This window comes from Cytophagales bacterium (assembly GCA_033344775.1).
Lineage (GTDB): Bacteria > Bacteroidota > Bacteroidia > Cytophagales > Cyclobacteriaceae > JAWPMT01.
This window is the reverse complement of the sequence record JAWPMT010000004.1, coordinates 557,249-580,902: the sequence shown is the minus strand read 5'-3', so window position 1 is coordinate 580,902 and position 23,654 is coordinate 557,249. Positions and strand designations below refer to the sequence as shown.

At 43.6% G+C, this 23,654-nt stretch carries 17 protein-coding genes; 10 read left to right on the top strand and 7 right to left on the bottom strand.

What is annotated here, in order from left to right; genetic code table 11:
- The first annotated feature begins 150 nt into the window (after positions 1 to 150).
- The 3 genes from R8G66_11180 to R8G66_11170 all read left to right on the top strand — a co-directional run bounded on the left by R8G66_11180 (position 151) and on the right by R8G66_11170 (position 5,268).
- Positions 151 to 765 (top strand): protein disulfide isomerase family protein, encoded by a 615-nt coding sequence (locus R8G66_11180; protein ID MDW3192923.1) that lies wholly within the window; start codon positions 151 to 153, stop codon positions 763 to 765.
- Between the two features lie 33 nt (positions 766 to 798).
- A complete protein-coding gene (locus R8G66_11175; protein MDW3192922.1) occupies positions 799 to 1,434 on the top strand; it encodes a DUF1826 domain-containing protein in 636 nt (211 codons plus the stop codon).
- 702 nt (positions 1,435 to 2,136) lie between these two features.
- The gene (locus R8G66_11170; GenBank protein ID MDW3192921.1) at positions 2,137 to 5,268 is read left to right on the top strand and encodes an ATP-binding protein; all 3,132 of its coding nucleotides are present in this window, start codon (positions 2,137 to 2,139) and stop codon (positions 5,266 to 5,268) included.
- Positions 5,269 to 5,423: 155 nt separating this feature from the next.
- Here R8G66_11170 and R8G66_11165 read toward each other — a convergent pair whose 3' ends face one another.
- Genes R8G66_11165 through ccsA form a run of 7 tightly spaced genes read right to left on the bottom strand, consistent with a single transcriptional unit; the run spans position 5,424 to position 16,328 of the window.
- Positions 5,424 to 6,212 (bottom strand): hypothetical protein, encoded by a 789-nt coding sequence (locus R8G66_11165; protein MDW3192920.1) that lies wholly within the window; start codon positions 6,210 to 6,212, stop codon positions 5,424 to 5,426.
- A 53-nt stretch (positions 6,213 to 6,265) separates the two neighbouring features.
- The gene (locus tag R8G66_11160; protein MDW3192919.1) at positions 6,266 to 7,897 is read right to left on the bottom strand and encodes a hypothetical protein; all 1,632 of its coding nucleotides are present in this window, start codon (positions 7,895 to 7,897) and stop codon (positions 6,266 to 6,268) included.
- Positions 7,898 to 7,916: 19 nt separating this feature from the next.
- Entirely contained in the window at positions 7,917 to 9,161 is a 1,245-nt protein-coding gene (locus R8G66_11155) for a hypothetical protein (GenBank protein MDW3192918.1), read from the bottom strand.
- A complete protein-coding gene (locus R8G66_11150) occupies positions 9,137 to 10,972 on the bottom strand; it encodes a cytochrome c3 family protein (protein ID MDW3192917.1) in 1,836 nt (611 codons plus the stop codon). Before R8G66_11150 ends, R8G66_11155 begins: the two co-directional genes overlap by 25 nt.
- Complete coding sequence (locus R8G66_11145; GenBank protein ID MDW3192916.1) at positions 10,965 to 12,296, bottom strand: NAD(P)-binding domain-containing protein; 1,332 nt, start codon at positions 12,294 to 12,296, stop codon at positions 10,965 to 10,967. Before R8G66_11145 ends, R8G66_11150 begins: the two co-directional genes overlap by 8 nt.
- A 1-nt stretch (position 12,297) precedes the next feature.
- On the bottom strand, positions 12,298 to 13,149 hold the full coding sequence (locus tag R8G66_11140) for a hypothetical protein (GenBank protein ID MDW3192915.1): 852 nt from the start codon (positions 13,147 to 13,149) through the stop codon (positions 12,298 to 12,300).
- Complete coding sequence (gene ccsA / locus R8G66_11135; GenBank protein ID MDW3192914.1) at positions 13,146 to 16,328, bottom strand: cytochrome c biogenesis protein CcsA; 3,183 nt, start codon at positions 16,326 to 16,328, stop codon at positions 13,146 to 13,148. The genes R8G66_11140 and ccsA overlap by 4 nt, the downstream gene beginning before the upstream one ends.
- 196 nt (positions 16,329 to 16,524) lie before the next feature.
- Between ccsA and R8G66_11130 the strand changes: the two genes are divergently transcribed.
- The 7 genes from R8G66_11130 (at position 16,525) to R8G66_11100 (ending at position 23,590) form a co-directional block, all read left to right on the top strand.
- A complete protein-coding gene (locus R8G66_11130) occupies positions 16,525 to 17,205 on the top strand; it encodes a sulfotransferase (protein ID MDW3192913.1) in 681 nt (226 codons plus the stop codon).
- 394 nt (positions 17,206 to 17,599) lie between these two features.
- A complete protein-coding gene (locus tag R8G66_11125; GenBank protein ID MDW3192912.1) occupies positions 17,600 to 18,208 on the top strand; it encodes an RNA polymerase sigma factor in 609 nt (202 codons plus the stop codon).
- Positions 18,201 to 19,790, top strand: coding sequence for a hypothetical protein (locus tag R8G66_11120; protein ID MDW3192911.1), 1,590 nt, complete (start codon positions 18,201 to 18,203; stop codon positions 19,788 to 19,790). The genes R8G66_11125 and R8G66_11120 overlap by 8 nt, the downstream gene beginning before the upstream one ends.
- Before the next feature lie 148 nt (positions 19,791 to 19,938).
- Positions 19,939 to 20,814: a ceramidase domain-containing protein gene (locus tag R8G66_11115; protein ID MDW3192910.1), complete on the top strand. Its 876-nt coding sequence runs from the start codon at positions 19,939 to 19,941 to the stop codon at positions 20,812 to 20,814.
- 127 nt (positions 20,815 to 20,941) lie between these two features.
- Positions 20,942 to 21,367, top strand: a complete 426-nt coding sequence (locus R8G66_11110) for a hypothetical protein (protein ID MDW3192909.1) — start codon at positions 20,942 to 20,944, stop codon at positions 21,365 to 21,367.
- A 125-nt stretch (positions 21,368 to 21,492) separates the two neighbouring features.
- Positions 21,493 to 23,079, top strand: a complete 1,587-nt coding sequence (locus tag R8G66_11105; protein MDW3192908.1) for a BBE domain-containing protein — start codon at positions 21,493 to 21,495, stop codon at positions 23,077 to 23,079.
- A gap of 247 nt (positions 23,080 to 23,326) precedes the next feature.
- The gene (locus tag R8G66_11100; GenBank protein MDW3192907.1) at positions 23,327 to 23,590 is read left to right on the top strand and encodes a hypothetical protein; all 264 of its coding nucleotides are present in this window, start codon (positions 23,327 to 23,329) and stop codon (positions 23,588 to 23,590) included.
- Positions 23,591 to 23,654: the final 64 nt, after the last annotated feature.

Genomic DNA, 23,654 nt, shown 5'->3' with positions numbered 1-23,654 from the left:
TGCAACATAGTTGCATTTTAATATTTGCAGGTATATCTTCGTTTCTAATTATGTAGAATTAACCATTCGACATTAGTTGTAAAGTGTTTCCTGATGACTATTTCAATTGGAACTGCGGAGAGGCAAGGAAACAAAATCAATAAAATCAACATGCAATTAATTGATTCAAATCAAAATAGGTTTATCAGAAACCGCTCAGAGACAATGCCACTCAAGAGTTTAACTATGATGTTGCTCATCGTCACAATTTTAGGCGTTAGTTGTAGAAAGGCATCAACAGATAGCGCAACCGAAGAGACATCTGTTACATTTTATGAAGAGCTCGCGATTCCTGATTTCACAATTGCAACTATTCAAGACAGTACCGGTTTCAGTTTTTCCAGTGTAGCTCAAAATGAATTGGTACTCATTAAGTATTTCAGCCCGGATTGTGACCATTGTCAGCAAGAAGCGCAAGCCATTGTATCAAAGAAAGATAGCTTGCGAAATATCAAGATGATCTGGGTGGCTGGCGAGTGGGCGAGTTTGACTGCTGTAGAGGAATTCGCTGAAACTTATCAATTAGAACAGCTCAACCCTCTTGTCATTGGTAAAGATGCATTCCATGATCTCGGACCATTTTACGAGATAACTGGTGTCCCTTTTACTGCGGTTTATAGAGACAATCAATTGATCAAAGAATACCGTGGATCAATCGATTTTGATGAATTGATTGGTATCAATGATGGTACATACACGCCTGAACCTATGGTGCCTGAATTATAAAAGGAAGAAAAACCTGAGGATGAAGAGAAGTAAATGCCAGAAGACGACCTTATGCTGACAGAAGAACGACAATATCCCAATGCCATCTGTGGAACACAAACTGAGCTTTTGGAAGAAATTCATCAAAAGGAAAATAGCATTGCTATCTACCAGCGCGACATCCAGGCACTTGACTATGAGTTGTCAAGAATCATCCATAAGGATATTACCCATAAAGGGAGTGGAACATTGGAAGAAATTGCTTCTGGCCTGGCCTCATTTTTCGGTCAGGAACTACCTCAATGTGAAAGATTGCCTTTAGATATTTTGAATCTTGTTAGGCTCTTCGATGACGTGGTGAAAGGTGAATCTTATCGTCTGCTATTTTCGACAGTGAGCGGTAACATGTGTCGAAAATTCCATACAGACATCAATGATTTGAGGCTGATCTGTACCTATTTCGGAGAAGGAACGCTATGGGTTGCTGAAGATGAATCTTCGAAAGTGAAAGAAGACGATTCAATCAATGATGAATACATTCATCAGGCGAATGCAGGTGATGTCCTCATATTGAAAGGGGCACTTCATCCGGAAGGAAATCCTGTCTTACATCGGAGCCCAGCTATCGAAGAAAATGGTAGTAGACGTCTTCTACTTAGACTCGATACCAATAACCTGCTTGAGTTTTAATCTCTTTCTGGAATTATTGCAGCACTTTGTAGCTGGTTAAATCTATCCTGGTTTTTGATGGTGCATCTATCATTTGGTACAGTGGTGTTTATACCGCGTATACAAAGTGTTGCATTATGAAGTTCAGGCAACTCTTTTGAAACTTGCCACGTCTAGTCAGCGTCAATCCAAAACATAGCTGGATTGGTAATCATAGTGGTTGATTTTCGGGATGAGTCGGTTAGTAAATTTTCCCGGAAATCGCATTAGCGGATTGCGTCAAACCTTTCCGCAAGTGGTGATCAATTTTGGCGGATTAGATCATCACGCAGGTGAGCAACCTCCATGTAATTGGAGGTTGCTTTTTTTGTTTTAATTCAAATAGCTTTTTGTGAGTTAAAGCGAAAACGGAATAAGCGGAATTTCTGCGCATCCAACTCTAAAAGTGGAAAGTTTGATTTACAGTATCCTGCCACTGTTGTATTAAGAACCGCCGCGATCCTTTGTAAGAAATAAGAAATCGCCATTGCAGCATTCAGAAAACCAAGTGTCTTATTAACCCAATCGTTTTGATCAGTTGAAGAATAGGAATACTCTCATGGAATTCGGATTGATCGGGAGTTTGTTGTTCAATGCTTTAATTGTCAAAGGAATTAAGGCATTTAAAAGAACATCTGCTATATTTAACTGAACACCGATTTTTCGGTAGTTCGATACACCTGCATGAGCTTAAAATACCTGACCGATTCCTGCCATAAGGTCGCATTCCATAAGATGGGATGGATATTCCTGCTATGCCTCTTAACTCTTGTGCCGAGACCCACTTACGGTCAGGAACTTGGACTACCTCCCTATCAATATTATAGTCCTCAGGATTATCAAGCTGCAAGTCGTAATTGGTCCATTGTGACGGATTCCACAGGAGTGGTTTATGCAGCCAATGAAGATGGCGTTTTACGTTATGATGGTATCAGATGGGAATTGATTGAGCTTCCTTTTCAACAAAAGGCCTACTGGGTTGAAATTGACGAAGAAGACATTATTTATGTCGGTGCCAATGGAGATTTTGGCATGCTGGTCTCTGATTCAGTAGGTAAGATTGTCTACCAATCTCTAGCCAAAGATTTGCCTGAAGCATTCATGGATTTTAATGTTGTTTGGGAGGTGGTTTCTACCCGGTACGGTGTGGTATTTCGTTCGAGGAATTACTTGTTTCGATACTTTGGAGGGGAATTGGAAGTGTTTTCAGTACCTGAAAAGGGGAGAATTTTCGATGCAGCATACACAGACCGTGGTATGGCTTATTTTCGAATATATGATCTGGGGCTTGGGTATTTGGATGAGGAAGGTATTAAGGTCTTGCCAAACTCTTCTTTTTTCGCTGAAAGAAAAGTAAACGGTATCTATGGTTATGGGAAGGATAAGTTGCTTATTGCTACAAGATTTGAAGGCTTATTTCTGTACGATGAAAGAGAAATCGTACCCTTTAGGTCCGAAGTTGACGAATATTTAATCGAGAATAAGATTTACGATGGCCATCATCTGGCGGATGGTAATTATGCATTGGCAACGATGGCTAGTGGACTGGTGATCATTACACCGGAAGGAAAAGAAGTAATGAGGTTCGATTCGTCCAATGGATTGGGCAATAACGCCACGCTTTTTGTGACTGAAAGTAATGGTCATTTGTGGCTGGCTACTAAAAATGGCATCATCAAGATGGCGCATGAAGCACCCTATCGATTGGTAGGTAAGGAGTTCGGGTTGAGGGGACAAGTCAGCGATATCTTTGAATGGTCCGGTGAGCAATATGTGGCTTGCAACGATGGATTTTATCGTTTAGACAAAGATTCACGAACTCCTATTTTTCAGTCGGTTAATGAAAATACGATCATTGATTGTGTCAATCTGTTTGATCATGATAATACACTGCATGTCACCAGTCTGGAAGGTGTATATCAATATAGTAAAGCGGAACTAACAAGACTGTCCCGGTTTTCAGGAAGAGAAGTCATTCCAACCAATATCAAAAATACTTATCTGGCATCCGAATTTTACTTCGGGTTGTACTTAGTCACCATAGAAGACGAAACATTAAGTGAGACCAGGGTAGAAGGTATCAATCGAATGATTACGCAAATTGTTCGAATGGAAAATGACCGTTTTTGGATTCGTTCCATTGATGATGTACTGTACCAAATTGTGGTTTCGGAAGCGACTGACGGCAATGCCGTCGCTCGAATAGAGCAGGAATTACCATTATCTCCCGATACGTATATTTTGAAAAAAGGAGCGGAGATTTTGTTATTGTCTGGAGATCAATTGTTTCAGATAGTAGACGGTAAACTGACAAACACCAATCACCAGATGTCATTTCAATATCAACCTCAAAAAATTGTCTTCGCGGCTTCTTTAATAACAGATACCTGTTTAATTTGTTATGAGGATGCTCAAAGCAGCACATTTTGTGAAAAGTTTAATTTTGATCAAAGTGGAAACCTCGAAACTGCAGGAACCTACATGTACGTAGGATTTCGCCCAAATACTTTGTTTTATGATGTTGCTCGTAATGAAATCTGGTTAGGCGGCGCAGACGGTATCAGCATATTTTTTGATCAGGAACCTGCAAGCGAACAAGAGTCTGCTATTTTGATCAGACAGATGATGGTGAACGATTCAGCAATTAGTTTAAAGCCTGGTGTTCTTCATGAATTATCACATCAGGAAAATAATATAGAGATTTCATTTACCTCTAACTCTGGATTAAGTGAGGGTAAGTCGCTTTTTCAGTATCGTCTGTTGGGTGGAAACGAAGATTGGTCAAATTGGTCAGATGAACTGAAAGTGATTTACACAGATTTGAGCCCCAGTAATTATGAGTTTCAGGTCCGAACAAAATCTCCATACTCAGGCCTATCTGATATCAGTATCCTGGTTTTCAAGATTTTGGACCCCTGGTATAAAAACACCTTCGCTTATCTGTTTTACTTTTTCATGACCATCATCATGGTGTATGTTGCTTATAGGATAAGGGTAGCAGCATTAGTAAACAATCAAAGACTTTTGTCCAAGTCTGTGGAAGAAAAGACAGGTGAATTGGCCAGGGCAAATAGTGATTTGAAGGATAAAGCAGAGAAACTAGAACGACTCAGTGAATTCAAGTCCCGTTTTTTGTCCAATGTATCCCATGATCTTCGAACGCCCATTGCGTTGCTCTCGGGTAGAATACAATTACTTTCCGAAGACGGTGGAAGTCAGCTATCGGATCAAGCCAGTCTATACCTGCAACGAATAGAAACTGACACCTCCAAAATTCTGGGTCTGGTCAATGATATTCAGGAATTGGTACAGATGGAGGAAGGTCAGCTCTCAATGAATTTTCAAACGCTTGAAGTTGACCCTTATTTCAAGAGTATTTCAAGTTTGTTTGAATCCTCCTGCCACGAAAAGGGGATTGAGTTGAGGCTCAATTCGAGTATTGAGGCTGGTGTGGAAGTTGAGTTGGATCCTCATTATTTTGAGCGAGTCGTTTTTAACCTGATTTCCAATGCTCAGAAATTTACCAGGAGTGGAGGACTGATAGAAGTGATCCTCAAAGAAACTGTTCAATACTTAATCATTGAAATCAATGACACAGGTGTAGGCATTCCTTCATCGGAGATTGACGAAATTTTTAATCGTAGTTTTCAAGCAAACAATCAGCTTAAACACGACCAAGGCCTGGGAATCGGTCTAAATGTGGTACGGGAGCTGGTTCATATGCATCGCGGTAAAATTCAAGTACAAAGTGAAGAAGGTGTAGGGTCTAGCTTTTCAGTTTCTATTCCTTGGAACCAGGAAGCTGAGGATCAATAGTCAGGGGATTATAAGGGATTACTTGTCTAGCCTTAGACAAGCCCGTCTGTCGGAAAGGGCAGGCTCAGGCTGACAAATAAAGAAATACCATCCCATTGACAGGCACTCGATTCTTAAAGCGCGTAATATTTCTCGGTGTTACCGAGTCATAAGTATTACAATCCAGCGACCACCTGGCCATTCTCTACCAGAATATCGTAATAGTATCCGGAACCAAAGTCTTTCTTTACAGCTACTGTACCGGTTAAGGTGATCTGGTGACCCACAGGCACATTGGTTGCGCTGGTCACGACCAGATCAAAGTCATCTTTGCTGCCGTCTTTGAGGTGCAACCAGTTTCGGCCCATGATACGTGCATTTACCTTGGTGCATTCAGCCGTCAGTTGGATGGTCTTTCCCGCATATTTTTCAGGATTACTGATTAATTCTGCGATTTTGATCGAGCCGGGAGCTGCTTCGATAGGGCCTGTTTTTCTAGTGTTTTCACTACTTGCATCGGGGGTTTCATTGCCCGTCTTACGGCCATGATTCACGGGCACCAATGAAGAAACCAAATACAATTTATCAAACGTGCGATTGTGTTCCTTGCTGCGAAAATTTCGCTTCAGTAGACCGGCACGATAAAAGTAGGTGTCACCGATCGCCACTTCCATTTTATTGGTCGCTACCCAGTATTCCTCTCCCTTCTCATCCACTTTCAGGTAGATGTATTTCGAAGTGGGCAAGGTTTCCTTCACAACGATGGTGTGCAATTCAGAGGTGCCTGCCGTTGGTTTGCTCCCTGTAGTATTGAGGTCAATCAGAGGTTGCTTTCCTTCATAGAAAATACCTAATTGATATTGTTCCTTCTCCGCACTAGTCGCTTCGATGACCTTGGGTTGGTCCGAGCAGCTGAGGAAGAAAGTGGCGAGAGCAAGTAAGCTTAAGAATTGTGGTTTTTTCATGATTAATATGCTTAAATCCCCCTTTGTAAAGGGGTGACTAAAAGGCGGGGACTTTAAAATCTTTTGGTCAATTGAATATTGAATCGGTTTTTATACTCTGATTGTCTTAGGGAGAATTCTATTAATCCCCCTAGTGAGAATTTGTCGCCGAAGAAGTAATTGAACTGCGTCCCAGCAAATTGTTGCAAGATGGTCACGTCTCTTTCCGGATTGTGTGAGTAGGCCACGCTTCTCAAGTAAGTAGATGCACTTACTTTAGTTCTAAAGTAATAGCGACTGTGCCTCAATGTCGTGGAAACCGAATTCAGATAGTTCGATTGATTGACATTCAGGTTGGCGCTGATCACACCACCAATGACTGGCATGTTTCTGATAGAACCAAATAGGTTGTAATTATCAGAAGCATTGGCCATGTTATTTTGATAACGTTTGCCATAAGCTGCGCCTAAGGTTACGCGCTTGAATGGTCTGATTGTTACCCTGGCTCTTATTCCTTGCCTGGCTTCATCATCTGCAATCAATCGTTCAAGATTTGTCTGGAAGGTTTCGTAAAAGATAATTTGTTTTCTGGTGTCATAGTTGGCCGAAAATCGAACCATTTTATTGAGTCGATAATTCGCAGAAATATGAAAGTTGGTCAACCGATTACCGCCCTGAGTCAGGTCTGAATTGAGGGTGTACAAATCCATTTCGGCTGAAGAGAACAGGCTGAATCCATATCCCAGACTGGCAGTGCCCTGGACATAGACATACCTGCGATCAATGGCATTTCCATTCTTTTGTTCCAATAAGCCAACGGTGAAGTCAAATGAGTTTTCTTTTCCTTGATGAGAAACACCCAGGTATCCACCCATTTGGGGCATGTTGGTGTTGAATCCATTGTTCTGGAAATTGGACCGAAAACCGGCGATACCGCCTACATGAAAACTGCCTAATTGCTTCTCAAGGTGCACTCCATCGATCATGCCCAGGGAAGCAACCCTTCGGTTGATCTTACGCCCAACTCCAATAGAATAATCGTCCTCTTTTTCGTATTTCAAGAACAGGTTATAGACATTGAATAACCCCGGACTTTGATAGATCGTGTCTTCAGAAGCTTCCAGGTTTTGTCGGTATATTAAGTGCGTTGACAATGAGAACCGGGAATCATTGATCTCATTCATGCGTAATCTAACTCTGGCCAGGTTCCTGGCATCGAAATCGGTGGCCGAGGAGGCCTGTACATTGGAACCTGCGGATATAGAACCCCTGATCGGATCTTTTTTCCTGACCAGTATTTTCTTTTCAGGAACATTGGTATCCTTAGTTTTCAAGTTTTTTCCATTGAACTGCAATAGATCTCCTTTGCTCAGCTTTTGCTCAGCTATTGATGTAGCCACAATAGAAAGCGAGGACTTTTGTCCCACCACAGCAGCAGGAACCAGCTTGTTGTCCTGGAAGCTGTAAAGCGTATCGCCCTTCTGTATGGTCTGTGTGTTATCAAACTTGACGTACACCCTTGTTGAGGTAACATATGAAACCATACCTGTTTGTGTTTTGCCTGATTGAGAGAACGAAAGAGTAGGCAACAGGATGGCTAGTAAAACTAATAGGTAGCCACACACTCGTCCTTGTTTAAAACTGGGCCGCGTAGGTGCAGGATGACTAATGATCTGCGTTTCAAACGCGGACCAGTTCTTGGTCATTACTTTTAAAAAATTCATCTTAATCCTCCTCTCCGTTAGGGTGGCACCTTAAACATTCGGAACTGACGTAGCTGTATCCGGAAACGTCATCATGCTCATCGTCCATGTCATTACGGTTGTGTTCATGACATTCCAGACAGCTGAATATGGAGTAGTCATTCGGGTTGATATGACACACCGTACATTCGTTCCATACACCCCGCGCGTGATTGCCCCTTGTAATCGGGAAGTACATGTTGTCGTGATCAAAATTGGCATCTTCCCAATCATTGATGTTATGACAGTCGATACAATCTGTCGAAAATCCAACTTGTAAATGATTAGGATCAGTAGTCGCATTGTAATCATCCAGATGACAACTCACACAATCCGGATCAGCGTCACTGAAGTTATCAGTCACATGACAGGCAGCACAATCATTAATGTCATGTCCTCCTGTGAGGGGGAAGAAGTCGTGATTTCCTGCATTGAGTGTATTCCAGGAAAATATGTCGTGACAGTCGTCACATGCCTGACCATAGCCCACTTGTTGATGGTTAGGCATGGTAGTAGCGAAGTAGTCATCTGAATGGCATCCGAAACAATCATTCGGTATGTTGTCATCATCATAACCGCCATCTACATGACAATCGGTACATGCAGTACGGTGACCACCTAATAAGGGGAAGAAATCGTGATCGAGCGTTTGACCTTCCCAGCCAAAAGCAATGGCATCGTGGCATTCCAGGCATTCCAGCGAATAACCTTTTTCAATATGATTCGGATCTTCTGCTTCATTGAAATCATCAAGGTGGCAATTCACACATTCATTGCCCAGCCGATCAAACCTCAGATTGATCTCACTCGCATGACAATCCACACAATTCAATGTCGAGTGGGATCCGGTGAGTGGGAATCCATTTTGTTCATGGATCTGTGGAATGTCGTTGACCAGCCAGCTGTCCTCATCATGGCAACGGGCGCAATCTCTTCCAACCGAACCACTGTGTACATCTTCATGACACCCTGCACAATCCAGTGAAGCTTCACTGAAGACAAGTGTTTGGTGACACTCGACACAACTAATGTCTTCATGAGCGCCCACCAGCTCAAATTGAGTGGTGTCATGGTCAAAAGGCAAAGGGTCGACCAGGGTCCACCAATCTCCAGCCACATGACAGGTTTTACAGTCTGCCGGGCCATCATCTCCATGAGGAGAATTCTCCTGAGCAGCTAGCCAAAAGCTACTCAACAGGCCGATTATAAGGAATGACAGTCTACACATTCAAATTTTGGGATCTGATATTCAACAAAAGTTTCACCATCAATTAGGGTAGGCTTGTGGCAGGCGGTGCATTCTACTTCGGCATGTCGGCCTTCCAAAGCAAATGCGGTATTATCGTGATCGAACAGACGTGGGAACCAGTCTTCAGAATCATGGCAGATTGTGCAGTCGGTGGTGCTTGCTCCGCCACCAGGCGAGACTGACTCAGCAAACTGACCTTTATGGATGTCGTCGTGACAATCAATGCAATCAGCTCCCAGGTTGCGGAATGTCCAGTGAGCGGGTTCTTCATCTGGTAAATGGCAAGCGGAACAAGGTGTTGCCAGGTGTGCACCTTCCAGCGGAAAATTAGTATCTTGATGTTGCTCAATCGTATAAATTGTTTCTTCGAATCCAACCTCAAGGGAATGGCATTCCACGCAATTGGTTTGCACATTATCGACCAGGAATTCTCCTTCATGATAGTCATCATGGCAATCGAAGCAATTGTCGAAGGCCAAAGCGTCGGTATATTTCTCAGTGGTGTGACACTCTTTACAATCAACCTCTCTGTGCATGCCTAAGAGTGGGTAGTTGGTCATGTCATGATTGAAGTCATCCAGTACACCAGCCATTAGCCAGTTTTCTTCATTGTGACATTCGGCACAGTTTTCCCCAAAACGACCTTCATGAATGTCCTCGTGGCAAGCAATGCATTCGCTTTGCCCAACATTCAAGTGATCCTGGAAGACAGCAAGTGGTTCTGAGGTATCCCGATGACATTCGAAGCAGCTGACGTCCTGATGTTTTCCTCGAAGCTCGAAATTGGTGGTATTGTGATCGAATCCAGTGTCGCCAATGAAAGTGGTAAAGGCTTCTACATTGTGACATTGGGTACAAGTTCCTGCCAACTGACTTTCATGTGGGTCTTCATGACAGGATACACAGTCGCTAAACTCCAGACCGGTAAATTCCTGAAATTCTTTTCCATTTCTGGTAGTCATCGCGTGACATTCGATGCAATCCACTTCTATATGTGCGCCAACCAATGGAAACGCTGAGTCATCATGATCAAATCCAGGAGCAGGTCGAAAATCCTCAAAACCATGACAAGAAGCACAATCGTCTACCAGTGTGTTTTGGTGATAATCTTCGTGGCACGTTTTACAGTCTTCTTCCAGGCCTAAAAAGGTATTTTCCCTGGCGGCAATCTCAGGGGCCATAATGTAGTCTGGATTGTGGCATTCTCGACAATCAATGTCAAGATGACCACCTTCCAACACGTAGCCTGTAAGGTCATGATCGAAGTTGTCTTGGTCAAAGCGCATCATGTCAAAATCACGTCCATGATGCTCGCTATGACATTCCACACATTCCTTATCCACGACCTCTTTGCTAGCATGATATCCCCGGTTCATATCGATTAGGGACTGGATGTCTTCGTGACAGGCCAAACACTTGGCGGTCGAGGGAAGTCTTTCGCCCAATACATGGCATTCGGTACAGTTACCCATACCTTCTAGCTCTTTATGTGCATCGGTGAGGTCCCCAGGAGAGATTTGGGCGAAGGTGGTGAATGTGAAAGATAAACACAGAACCGTCATTGCGAGCTTGCGAAGCAATCTTAGACTAAGAGGATAAAATCCCCCGCCTTGCAGGCACCCCTGCTTCCGCGTACGGCTCAGAATGGGGATTAATTTCCAACTCGACTGTCCCGCCTCTTTTACAGGCGGGATTGAGCCGATTTCCCGTTTCGGCGTACCGATCGTTCCGGCGAACCGGGGTTGAACGTCTAAGCGGTTATCTTTATCTCTTGACAGAATCCTACGCATGCTGTTTGAGGATATAATTGAAGCGCTTGGTGATTTCCACGCCAGCATTCTGTAAAAAATTGCTCGGCAACTCACCTCCAGCAAAAATGTATACCAGGTCGTTCGGCACTTCGGTAGTACAGCCTTCCTGCTCAATGAGCACCCGGTCTTCCAGAATGGAAACAACATTGGAGTTGTACCACATATCAATTTCCTGACCATCGATGCATTCCATGATGCGTTCCCGGTTTTTGGGTTTGATCCGGGCAAACTTGTCTTTTCGGTAGGAGAGGATCACCTCATTTTGATCTTTAAGCAGCATCGCAGATTCCACGGCCGAATCACCGCCACCGACCACCACGATCTTCTTGCCGGAGATCTGCTCAGGGTCAAGTAATCGATAAGCGACCTTTTGAGATTCTTCACCAGGACAACCTAGCTTTCTTGGACTACCTCTTCGACCGATGGCCATCAACACATGATTGGCCATGTAAGTCTCTTCAGCATTGGTTTTCACCTTGAACGTGTCATCCTTCATGGGAATTATGCTCTCTACTTTGACACGTTCATGGATTTTTAGATCATTTTCCGTGATCACTTTCTCCCAAAGCGTGATCAATTCGTCTTTGTTGGTCACCTTCATCTTGACCTTACCATGGAGCGGTAATTCCATCGGAGAAGTCAAAACGATCTTGTTTCTAGGATAGGTCGCCACCGTACCTCCAAGTGATTCTTGTTCCAGTGTAATGGCATTAATTCCTTGCTTTTTAGCTTCCAAAGTCGCGGCGATACCTGCCGGGCCAGCGCCTATGATCACCACATCATAAACCCCTTCTTTTTTTGGCTTGTTGTTTTTGACCATGTTTTGTACGGCCTGACTTCCTTGTTCAATGGAGTTTTTAATAAGTCCCATACCACCCAATTCGCCGGCAATGTAGATGCCATGCATGTTGGATTCGAAATTTTGATTCACATGAGGGAGGTCTACACCACGCTTATCGGTACCTATCCTGAGTGAAATGGCTTCTACAGGACAGGCATGGAAACAGGCTCCGTGTCCTACGCAGTTGGAAGTATTGACCACAGTCACTTTACCATCGACCATTCCCAGGATGTCTTTTTCCGGGCAATCCACAATACAGGCAGCACTGCCAATACATGTATTTAGGTCTATGTGCGGGTACAGCGATACGGGTTCATGAAGGCCTTCTTCTTTAGCGATGGCAACCTTCTTTAGGGTCTCTTTCGTTTCTTTGCGGTGACGGTACAAGTAGATGCCCACGATGATCGCGCACATCAAAAAGACGATCCCATACACCAATATTTGTTCTCCTAACAATCCCATTCTAAAAAATCCAGGTGTATCCAAAAGCAATAGCCACGCCCACGTGAAGCACCACAATGATCAACATGATCAGTGCGAAAGGTAAGTGAGCCACATGCCAGTATTTAAATAATTTTTGCATTGTTTGTAGCCGTTCGATCCGACCTGCCAGGGTGATTTCCTCATTCACCATTTTTAGGATGTTCCTGCGTTCACGTGCACGGATATCTTTTTCCGTTAAGGCCTTCTTGATGGTAGAAATGGCATTTCTTCGATTGAAATATCGTTGAACGTATGAGGCATTGGCTGTCGTGCCATCCGTGAAACTGGTGATCAACTGACTCATGTCCTGATCCAGGCCGAAACTCACACGCAGGGTTTCGGATAGGACCGACTTCATGTGCTTGACCTGTCCCAGTGTCATTTCCCGGCCTTCAATGGTTCTTGGGATCTGTATGTAGATAAAACGTCCGATGACCCCACTTGCCACGATGGCGACCATGCTCCAAAAAGCAATCGATACAATGCCTCCGAATTTGAAAGCAGTATGGAAAAGGACCATGATCGGCCCGATGGTGCAGAGGAAAATATGAAACTCCAGTAGGTACTTCAAGCGAAGGAACTTACTCAGGAAGTTGTATCGCTTTCTCAAGATATAGATGACTACACCAATGACCATCAAAAGGGTCCCAATAACCCCCAGACCCTGTCCAAAGATCCCGCTGGGTTTGAACCAGTCATGTGAATCGAGGTAGAAACGGTCCGTTTCCGGAGTAGCATAATATTCGAATCCAGCAACTGCCAGGTAGATCGTCAATGCTACTGTAATCAGTGACATGCTCCATATGTAGATCTTATGTCCTAGTTTGCTCACTGCTGATTCAATTGAGGTTTAAGATCCATTTTTGGTTTAATGACCATCTTTTTATCAGATGGTTTAGTCGAGGATAGGTTCACTCTTCGATGCTGGATATATGCAATTATCGTAATGGACAGGATAGCTGTTACGACGATGTAAACCCAGTCAGGAATCGGAACCGGATCACCCGCGGCATAAGAGTGTAATCCCGATAAGTAGTAATTCACTCCGTAATAAGTCATGATCACCGAAGCCAACCCGAAAATGGTTGCGAAGTTGTAAGCGAACAGCCCAAATAACTTAGGAATGATGCGCATGTGCAGGATGAATACATAGACCAAGATGGTGACTAGAGCCCAGGTTTCTTTAGCATCCCATCCCCAATAGCGACCCCAGCTTTCATTGGCCCAGATACCTCCAAGATAAGTTCCTGTAGAGATCATGATCAATCCACCGATGAGCGTTAATTCACTTAGGTAAGACATTTCCTTAACTTTCCGATTGACCCGGTCCTTGTTGCTGGGGGTAAGGAACATGAAAAGGATCAGGTTAATGATTCCGATCACGGCACCCAACATCAGAAATCCATAAGAACCGGCTTCCAGTGAAACGTGAATGGTAAGCCAATAAGATTTTAATACGGGAACCAAAGGAGTGATCTCCGGATCCATATGACTCAACAAGGCCACTAGTAGAACCGTGGCTGCCAGAACAGAGGTTGCTGCAAGTCCACCCCAGGATTTTCTAGTGAACAGAATACCGGCGAGCATGGTGGTCCATGCGATGTAAATCATGGATTCATAACCATTGCTCCATGGTGCTCGACCGGATACATACCACCGCAATCCTAAGCCGGCCGTATGATAGACAAAACTTAAAAGCAATGCACCGAAGACAATTCGATAGGCCCACTTCAGGTTAACCTGAGGTTTGAATACGGTAAAAAACAGAAAGAACAGAAAGACCACACCAAGCAGGGCATAGATTCCTGCCAATCGGTTGAAGACGTTCATTTGATTCAGCATGATCTCCAGGTTGATCGTGGCGGCTGAGGGTCGTACCTGGCTTCCCACTTCCTCTTGATAGGCATTTAGTTCTCTTAGGATCTGGTCAGGTTTGGCATAATTGCCTGATTTTAGCGATTTGACCAGTTCGCTGCGATAAGTATCAAAAAATCGTTTGGCTACCGTGAGGTCAGCATCGCTGCTGTGGTTATGGCCCTGATGTGAACTCATCGATGAAGTCCATTCGTTGTTTTCATCTCCGGCTAGCGGCACTAGTCGGAACATACGTCCGGAAAACACCATGTTCAGGATATTGACGCGTTCGTCGATTTTGAGAAGTTCTTTTTCATAAATTCCACGATCGATGGGTTCGAGGCTGTATACCTCTCTTACCTCGTCTCGGAATTTGTATGCGCCTTCTTTTGTGAAAAAGTCACTGTATCTCGCTCTGGGACCTGCAACACCCAATTGCTCATGGATCTTAGGGTGTTTGCCTAATTTGATCAACGGAACATGCAGCCAGTCTCTTCGATTGGCGAACATGCCTAAGATGACCTGATCAGCACTCAACCCCAGTACACTTTCTTTACGCACCACCTTTCGCATGATCTCTCGCGAAAGGGTATGCATGGGCTTCATTCTGCCTCGGTGATCCTGTACCACAATCTTGCTGAATTTTTCAGCGTGCTCGGCACTGATAAATATTTGATTAGCTGCCTGATCGATGACTTTTTGCGCATTTCCAAGGTTTGGCAATAGCACAAACAGAATAACTACAACTCCAGCCGTTCTCATTTTCTTCAGGCTTTGTTGCACCTGATAAAAGCGACTTTTCTCGCTAAAGAGTGCCAGTACCATGCCCAACGTCAGCATGAAATATCCGACATACGAGATCCATGTGCCCCACCAGTCATGATTGACACTCAGATAGGTCCCTAACTCATCCCGATCAAAAGAACTCTGGAAAAAGCGATATCCTCCATAATCTAAAATGTGATTCATGTAAATGCGATAGTCGTATTCAGTGCCTTGGTTTTTGTCAATAAGACGGACTTCACTTGCGTAAGAGGCCGCATTGTCCGTACCTGGGTAACGTTCCATTTGGAAGTCATGCAATTGGATAGCGAAGGGCAGTTCCACTGGTTTTGATCCATATGAAACGCCAATGGCCAGATTGGACAACTGTGCCTGTACAACTCTGCCTGGCATGCCTTTCTGACCATAGACATACAATTCTTCTTGGTCACCATTCACAGTGACATCAAGTTTCAGTGCGGTATGGCTTTCTCTTTTGACCTTTTGATCAGTTGAGACGATAGATACTTTGCTTTGAGGGTGGTAATCCCCAAAGACAAACCGGCCTGAATTAGCAGTATACAGTGATCTCAGCATGAGTGGTTTCCAGGTGCCATCGGCCAGTAATGTATCTCTCTGTTGAGTAGCCATCACCATCTGTGTAAGCCCTTCATCTGACTGAATCTGAAGCCGATCTCCGGCTTTTCTGATGTTAATTGCACCTGGTCTGAAGTCACCCCGGAAGTTGAAAATCAGGTTTTTGATCCGTTTTGCTTCTCCTTGTGAGATGAAGTATTCTTCACGTCCGTTGCCACCTCCGAATACTACTTTTAAGGTTGGTTTTCCTTCTGGATCGGCATTGAGCGTTTGTTGTGGATTGGGAATGAATTCCGTGACTTTTACCTCAATCAGATCGGTCCCCAATAAATATTGTTCTTCAAAGTCATTGTTGCCCAGGGAGGCAAACGATACTTGTTCATCAAATTTGAAGAGTTGATCCCCTTTTTGAACTTTGAATTGGAGGTAAGTTTCTGAGGATAGAAACGAATTGGAGGATTCATTTTCACGAATGTGCATGATGCCTTCAAAACCAAAATATCTCGTTACTCCTGCACCGATCAGAATGACGATCATGGCCAGGTGAAACATCAATAAGGCCCATTTTTTCTGCTGGATCATTCGGAATTTCCAGATGTTGACCAGAATACTTAGTCCAAACAATAGCAGGAGTAGCGTAAACCACCACGACTGATAGACCACTTTTTGTGCGGCACTTGTCCCAAAATCATTTTCAATAAAAGTCGCTACGCCAATGCTGATAGCAAAAAGCAGGATGTATGCTCCTGCTGCACGTGTATCAACCAGGCGGAGGCCAATAGCTAGTAGTTTTTTCAAAATTTTGTTCATATCACCTACGTCGGATCAAAAGATGATTCGCTGCCCGGACGTTCGTTGAGTACAAACGGTTGCCTGAGGTGATAAATTATTGATTAAGATGGATTATTGGGAAGATGTAACACTTTGTCTATGGAAGCAACCATTCTCAATACTTCTTCGTCCCGTCAACAACATCACCAAACTAAAATTTAAAATGAGCCAGAAATTGGACCTGAAGATCGTTGGGAGCGGACTCGGAAGAACAGGAACGCTATCACTAAAACATGCACTTGAGACCATTACCGGAGAACCATGCTTCCATATGACGGAGCTTTTGAAGGATACGGGAGACCTCAAATTCATTAAGAAGAAAGATTGGATTGCCTTTAGTAAAGGCTATGGTTCCGCCGTGGACTATCCGATTTGTCTATTCATTGAAGACTTATTGCAACTCAATCCCGAGCTAAAAGTAATCCACACAAAACGTGACCCTCTAGCCTGGTATGAGAGTGTCGAAGAAACCATTTATCGTCCCTCTCCAAAAAGCAGTAAAGATGTATTGAAGATCATTTGGAGTGCCATTCGTTTTCCGGAGTTCCGAAGAGTAGCGCCTGTGTTTCGATACAATGAGCAGCAAATATGGAAAGGTCAGTTTGAAGGTAGGTTTCAGGATAAGGCATTTGCTATTGATGTTTTTCAACGCCATGAAGCTTACATCCAAAAGGTTGTTCCGAAGAGGAATTTGTTGATGTATGAAGTACGGCAAGGTTGGAAGCCATTGTGTGATTTTTTGCAGCGGCCTATCCCTCACGCTGAATTCCCCAGGACGAATGCGAAACAAGAAATCAATCAGAAGATTGATCGGTTGTTCGAAAAAGGGGAGTTGGTATTTTGACCATTAATAACTGTCTACAAATCATCGACAAATTGTTACGAAAAGAGTCATTTTAACTGATCCCTATATGAAATAAAAAATATTCACCTCAGGCAACCACCGATCAAGCTCCAACGTCTAGGCGACGTTCAAAGGAACAAACAGACTAGCACTATGAATATTTTAAACCAACGAATTGAACGTTTCAGGGGTTTAAAGACGGTTTTTCGTCTCAAAAGCTCCATGAAGAAAAATATATTACCAAACGGGAAGAGATTTCCGAAAAGTCCTCTTTTGTGCTAGTCAGGATTTTTCAGAAGATGGGGGTGGCGATTATGCCCCCCTTATGTCCTTCCCATCGAATGAACAGGGAAGAGATATCTTTGCTCAATAATGGTTGTGGATTCATGTTTATATGAAACAGGCGACCCTCATAAAAGAAGACTCTTCCCGGTTAATGATATTGCGGAAATCCTCGGAACTCAAAAAGTTGCTGAAAAAAGCTCAGAAAGGTGATCAAAGAAGCCAGTTTGAGTTATATGAGCAATTTTATGGGTATGCGATGAGTGTCGCTTTAAGATTTTGCGATTCTCGCGAAGTAGCGAAGGAAGTAGTGCATGATGGCTTTATTAAGGCTTTTGCGAAACTGGCTTCTGTTACGGGCGAGGATTCCTTTAAACCTTGGCTAAGAAGAATAATTGTGAATACAGCCATCGACTATCACCGGAAGGAGATGAGCAGAGGAGTTCATATGGATATCGTGGAGCATGATGTCGTTGACGTGTCAGAAGACTCTTTGTCCAAACTATCTGCAGAAGACATTTTCGAAGCAATCAAACTGCTTCCTCCTGCCTATCGCATGGTTTTTACATTGTATGCGGTTGAGGGCTTTAAGCATGAAGAGATTGCTCAAAAGCTTAATATTAGTGTTGGAACTTCTAAATCAAACCTATCTAAGGCCAGAGTGAAGCTTCAGGGTATATTGTCACAAATGGAAACGCCAAAGTTGATGAGCAATGGATAGTTCACGATTTGACAATATCATCAAAAATAAGCTGGAGGATCATGTAGACCCTTCAGGACCGAGTGCGGCTGAAATGAGCCGTATGCTGGATAGCATGCCCCAAACACCAGGGGGATTGAGTGGTATTTCTACAGCCACCAAGATCTCAACCGCTGCGAGTGTGATTTTCATGATAACGACGATCTTTTTGATCTATCGAACTTACTTGCTGAACGACACGCTTACTTCGGTGCAGCACGAGCTCATCAATTTGGGTAAGCAAAATCAAGAAATACTTTACAAATACGACACCTTGTATTGGAACAGCCTGCAGCATTATACACGTCAGGCCATTCGAGAACAATACACACAGCAACCAGTTCCTGTTACGAGTCAGCAGCAGGCAGGTTTCCAGTTCAATGCCGCGGATTCCGAAAGACTGGTCGGGCAATTATTGAAAGATCTGCAAAAGGCCATTGAAGAAGACCCTGAGTTTCGAGCTACTATTTTGCAACAGTTGGACCTGCCGGAACAAGAATTGCCTGCATTTGAGCCATTCGTGACAAATGCTGAAGAAGATGAAAATCCCATAAAAGAGGAAGAGGGATTGATTAAGGCAGCAGTGACCCAACCGACCAAGACAGACCTGACAGCTGTTTTATTGGACCTTGCCTCGAATGAAGAGCATGCGAAAAAACTGACCAATATTTTAATGGGCATGGATCCGGATACCCCGGAAGAAGACCAATTGACCATGCCGGCTTCCGATGTATTGAAGGCTGAGTTGATGGCCATGTCAGAGGAAGAACAAGCTGATATGATCACGGACTTTTCCAGAAGTGAACCGCAAGTGACCAATGCATCTATCAGAAGTCTTGGTTTAGATAGTGTCTTTGAAAAAACGCTGGATAGGAACGAGTTTTTGCTAAGTACCCTTACCGTAGAAGAAGACTCACTTCAGCTTTCAAATACTACAGAAGATGAAATGCCCCCTGTAATTCGAAAGGAGAAGAGGCCGGTTGCCTGGTGGCTCAATGTAGGTGGAGGAGCTGGACTTGTAAGTATTAATTCTGCAGGAAATCCTTCTACTACCATTTTTCACGCAGGTGTGGAAAGAAGAATAGGGGATCGCATAGGAATTTTGGCTGGTGCAGAGTTTCAATCGACAGAAGGTGAATCATATGATGTAGAGAATTTTGATTTCTCTGTTTTTGATGCCTTCGAATCGGAAGACATCAAAGAGATTAAGACCTATTTGACCTGGATGGATATTCCAATAGAGGCGCGCTTCTATGTGCTACCTGGGCGAAAGGTCAATCCGTTTTTAGGTGTTTCTCTAAAGGTGAGGTCCTTGCTTCGAGAAAGGTACGTAGTGGAGACCAATTCCGGAGGAGAGCTGACTCCAGCCTTTACAAACAATAACAGTGCGATTTCATTTCCGGCCTTCGGAGCAGGTGCAGGTGCCCAATTCTATCTCAATCCACGACTATTCGGAGAGGTAAAAGTTAGTCAGTCCTTCGGTGGTAGTGAACTGGACCTTTTAGGTGATCGATTGAATAGTTTGCAAGCGCAGGGAAGCCTGTTTATACGCTTGTCTAAGTAGCACAGTTTAATTTCAGTCGTCAGTGCTTTGCCTTCGGAAAAACAGGAGGTATTCTTGCGTTTCTAGCAATATTCAACCTGTATAGAGATTCATGTATCGCTCCTTCCTTAAACTGGACTTTAATAAGAGAATTATAATATTTCTTTTAGTGGCCACCACGTTCGCCTTTCTTGTGCTTCGGGCAGCGATCTTTATTGGGTATCCCAATGGCTCAACTCCCAAGTTGCAGGGATATTGTTGTGCATATTGCGAACATAAAGAAGCCTGTGTGAAAGCGGCTGTCAATAGCACCCCTGGAGCAGTATTGCCGGATTCAGTTTGCAATATCTGTGGAGACCAAAGAAGAAAATATGAAAATTATCGTGGCCATTCGGTCAGTGTCCCTATTGCGCCGTTTGATACCTGGACCAATGTCGCTTACATTGTCATTGGCCTGCTTCCTTTTGCACAGCGTATTCGGACCAGTACGTTTAGCACACTCTTTAGCGTCTTTACGATTGCTTTAGGGTTTGGTAGCGGACTTTTCCATGCGGGTGGTTCTGTTACCGGACAATTGGCGGATATGGTTGGCATCTTTTTGGTTTTTGGCCTGATTGGAGCACATGCGATTCAGATTCTTTTAAGACAGAAGAACGACCTGTTGTTGATTGTACTGTTGGTCGTTCTTGTGATCATTCAGTTCTACTTAAGACATTTCAGCGGAAACGTTACCGCACTGCTTACCATTGGTTTAATCATTGTGGTCCCGCTCTTGATTCGAACTGATGATAAATCCCTGAGGCTTAAAATATTGTTCAGTGCGATCATTTTCGCCATTGCAGAGACCTTCAGACAGCTAGACCCATATCTATGCAATAAAGTAGCCGAAAATGCCCTATTCTTTGGCGAACAATCAAAAATCCAGGCCCACGGACTTTGGCATGTTGTATCCGCCATTGGTATTGGGTATGTATTTTGGATGGCGCAGGAGATCATGGCGGCAAAACAGCAATCAGGAGAGATACAGGAGTTCATAATGGACTGAAAAAGATGTTACCAAGTCAGTCCGAAAATCAAAAATGGTAAAAAAGCCCAGGTTTTTTTATTCCGTCGATTCATAAATGGACTGGAATTTGCTGTCACCGGGACATTTCCTTCAAACCCTCGAAACCATGAGATTAGCCTTTAGCCTGTTGACTTTGATATTTTTATTTGCACTGATTAGTTGTAGTGATGACGATCCAACTTTTTCTTGTGATGATCAGGCAGTCATCAGTGATAGCGAACTAGATACAGCACCACGAGATGCGGTTACTATCCAAAGTCTTGAGATCGATGGGAATTGTCTGAAGATCCGTTTTAGTGCAAGTGGATGCGATGGCGATTCGTGGCAAGTGCGATTATTGGGATCTGAATTGGTCATGGAGTCTTTTCCGCCACAACGCGGAATGCTTTTATCCCTGGATAACGATGAATTATGTGAGGCAGTCATCACCCGGGAAATGACTTTCGATATCACCTCAACAGAAGTAGATGGACCATCCATCTGGCTAAACTTCATTGACACAGATCAAAGGATTCTCTATGAGTATGAGTGATTCTTGATAAGTGATGAGAATCACTTCAATCAATAGATTATTATCCCAAGTTTATTATAGCGTTTTATTTCATATTCTATTTATGTAGATTAGTGTATGTCGTAAGCACTTTGAAATAAATACGAATGAGTTTTTTATATCGATTCCTGAAAAGGCTGCTTTCAATTTTTTCTGAAAACGAGTTTCAGACCACCCAAAAGCTTAATCCAAATGATCATGCGCCGCAGTTTCCCAGTTTACTTCAGGGTTTCAACAGGCGTTGGTATGCCAACAATTGTTTAGCTGTTTATTTGTGCTATTCGGCAGATGGTGTTCAAAATGCACTGGAAGAGGCCATAGGACTTTATGGAGGTGCGGTGAAGGTTAAGAGCGGCGGGCACTGCTACGAAAATTTTGTATTCAGTGAAGAAACCAGAGCCATCATTGACGTGACAGGTTTAGATAAGGTCGGATATGATGATGCCAGAGGATTTTACCTGGGAAGCGGAGGCACCAATTGGGGGGCTTTCAAAGCACTGTTCCGTGACTATGGAAAAGTATTGCCTGCGGGTTCCTGTTACTCAGTGGGGCTTGGAGGGCACATCTGCGGAGGAGGCTACGGCCTGCTTTCCCGGCTCAATGGCCTTACTATTGATTGGCTCACGGGAGTGGAGTTGGTCGTTAAAGATAATAAAGATCAACCTGCCAAAGTCATCTATGTCTCCAAAGAAGACACGGGTGATGAAGCGGACTTGTTTTGGGCACAGACAGGTGGCGGAGGGGGTAACTTTGGTATCATTACACGCTACTATTTTAAAACGTTGCCCGACGCACCCAATAGCGCTTACATCACTACTTTTGCATTCGAATGGGATCAATTGACCCCTGCAATTCTTTACGACTTGCTGGAGTGGTATCGCCTCTTTTCAGCAGATAAAAACAACTGGAACCAATTCGGTTTATTCAAGCTCAATCATGAAGCAAACGGAGAGATCCATTTGATCATTCAGACGTCTGTTCATCAGGGCATGGCCTCCGCACATGAGTGTGAATCATTGATGAAAATGCAATCGGATGAATTAAATGCCATATGCCCGCACCGAGCGCCGCAATCACCTATTGTAGGGCATAGTAGCCATTACAATCCATTGATGTCTGTTGATAACGTCAACTATACCATCTATGAAGCCACGCAAACCCTCAATGGCTCCGGGCCTAATCAACGAGGAAAGTACAAGTCGGCCTATATGCGTAAAGGTTTTACCATGGAGGATGTGCAAGCCATTTACAAAGCGCTGAAAACAGTTCCTGCGGGCGTTAGCGCCACGGATATGAAGCAGAGCTTGTTACAAGTAGATTCTTATGGAGGGAAGATCAATACGGTACCTTCTGATGCCACTGCGATACCCCAACGTGACTCGATCTTTAAGCTTCAATACCAGACGTATTGGTCCTATGAAAAAAATGATGCCGCCTTTTTGGGCTGGATTCGCGATTTCTATGGTGCAGTATACAAGAATACCGGAGGGACTCCTAATCCGGCTTTGGATCCGACTAATAATGTCGATGGATGTTACTACAACTATCCGGATGTAGACCTCAACGATCTGGTGGGTGCAGAGGGAGCATTACAATTGTATTTTCTCGAGAATCTGGATCGTTTAAAGCGAGTAAAGAGAAGATGGGACCCCAACAATTATTTCAATCACGCACAATCAATTCCTGTAGTATAGCTGAATCTTAGGGTTTCTTTGTAGCTAACTTCTCAAGACCGGAAATCAGCCTGAGTTATGAGGGTGATCTGGGATAGCTAAATATCAGGAAAATTCTAAATCATAAATTTCGTAAATGATAATCATAAAAAAATTAAAAATGATTTATGATTATTTTACCACATCTTTACAAAAAGTAAACCCTAAGTATCCTGACATTCAAAAGGTTAAGAGGCTTGCTTTCATTGATTCAAAAAAAAATTATACGATGAAGAATACTATTTCCCTAATAGGACGGAGCCTTATCCTGGGCGGTGGATTTGGTGCTACGATTGGACAATTCCTTGGACAATACGCAGCAAACCAATGGGAGTTGATCGGCTTATCGACAATTATCGGTATTGTGATCAGCCTGGTATGCGTAATAGGAATTTATTCTGTTCGCCCCTTGTCTCAGCAGCAATTTACCATGGATAGCTCATCGTATGGACTTTCCGGGAGTGGGTCGCTACAAGAAAAGAGAGCAGCCTAACGGCCGTATTCCTATATATATAAGACATTCTTCAAAAGCTGATCTTCACGGTCAGCTTTTTTTT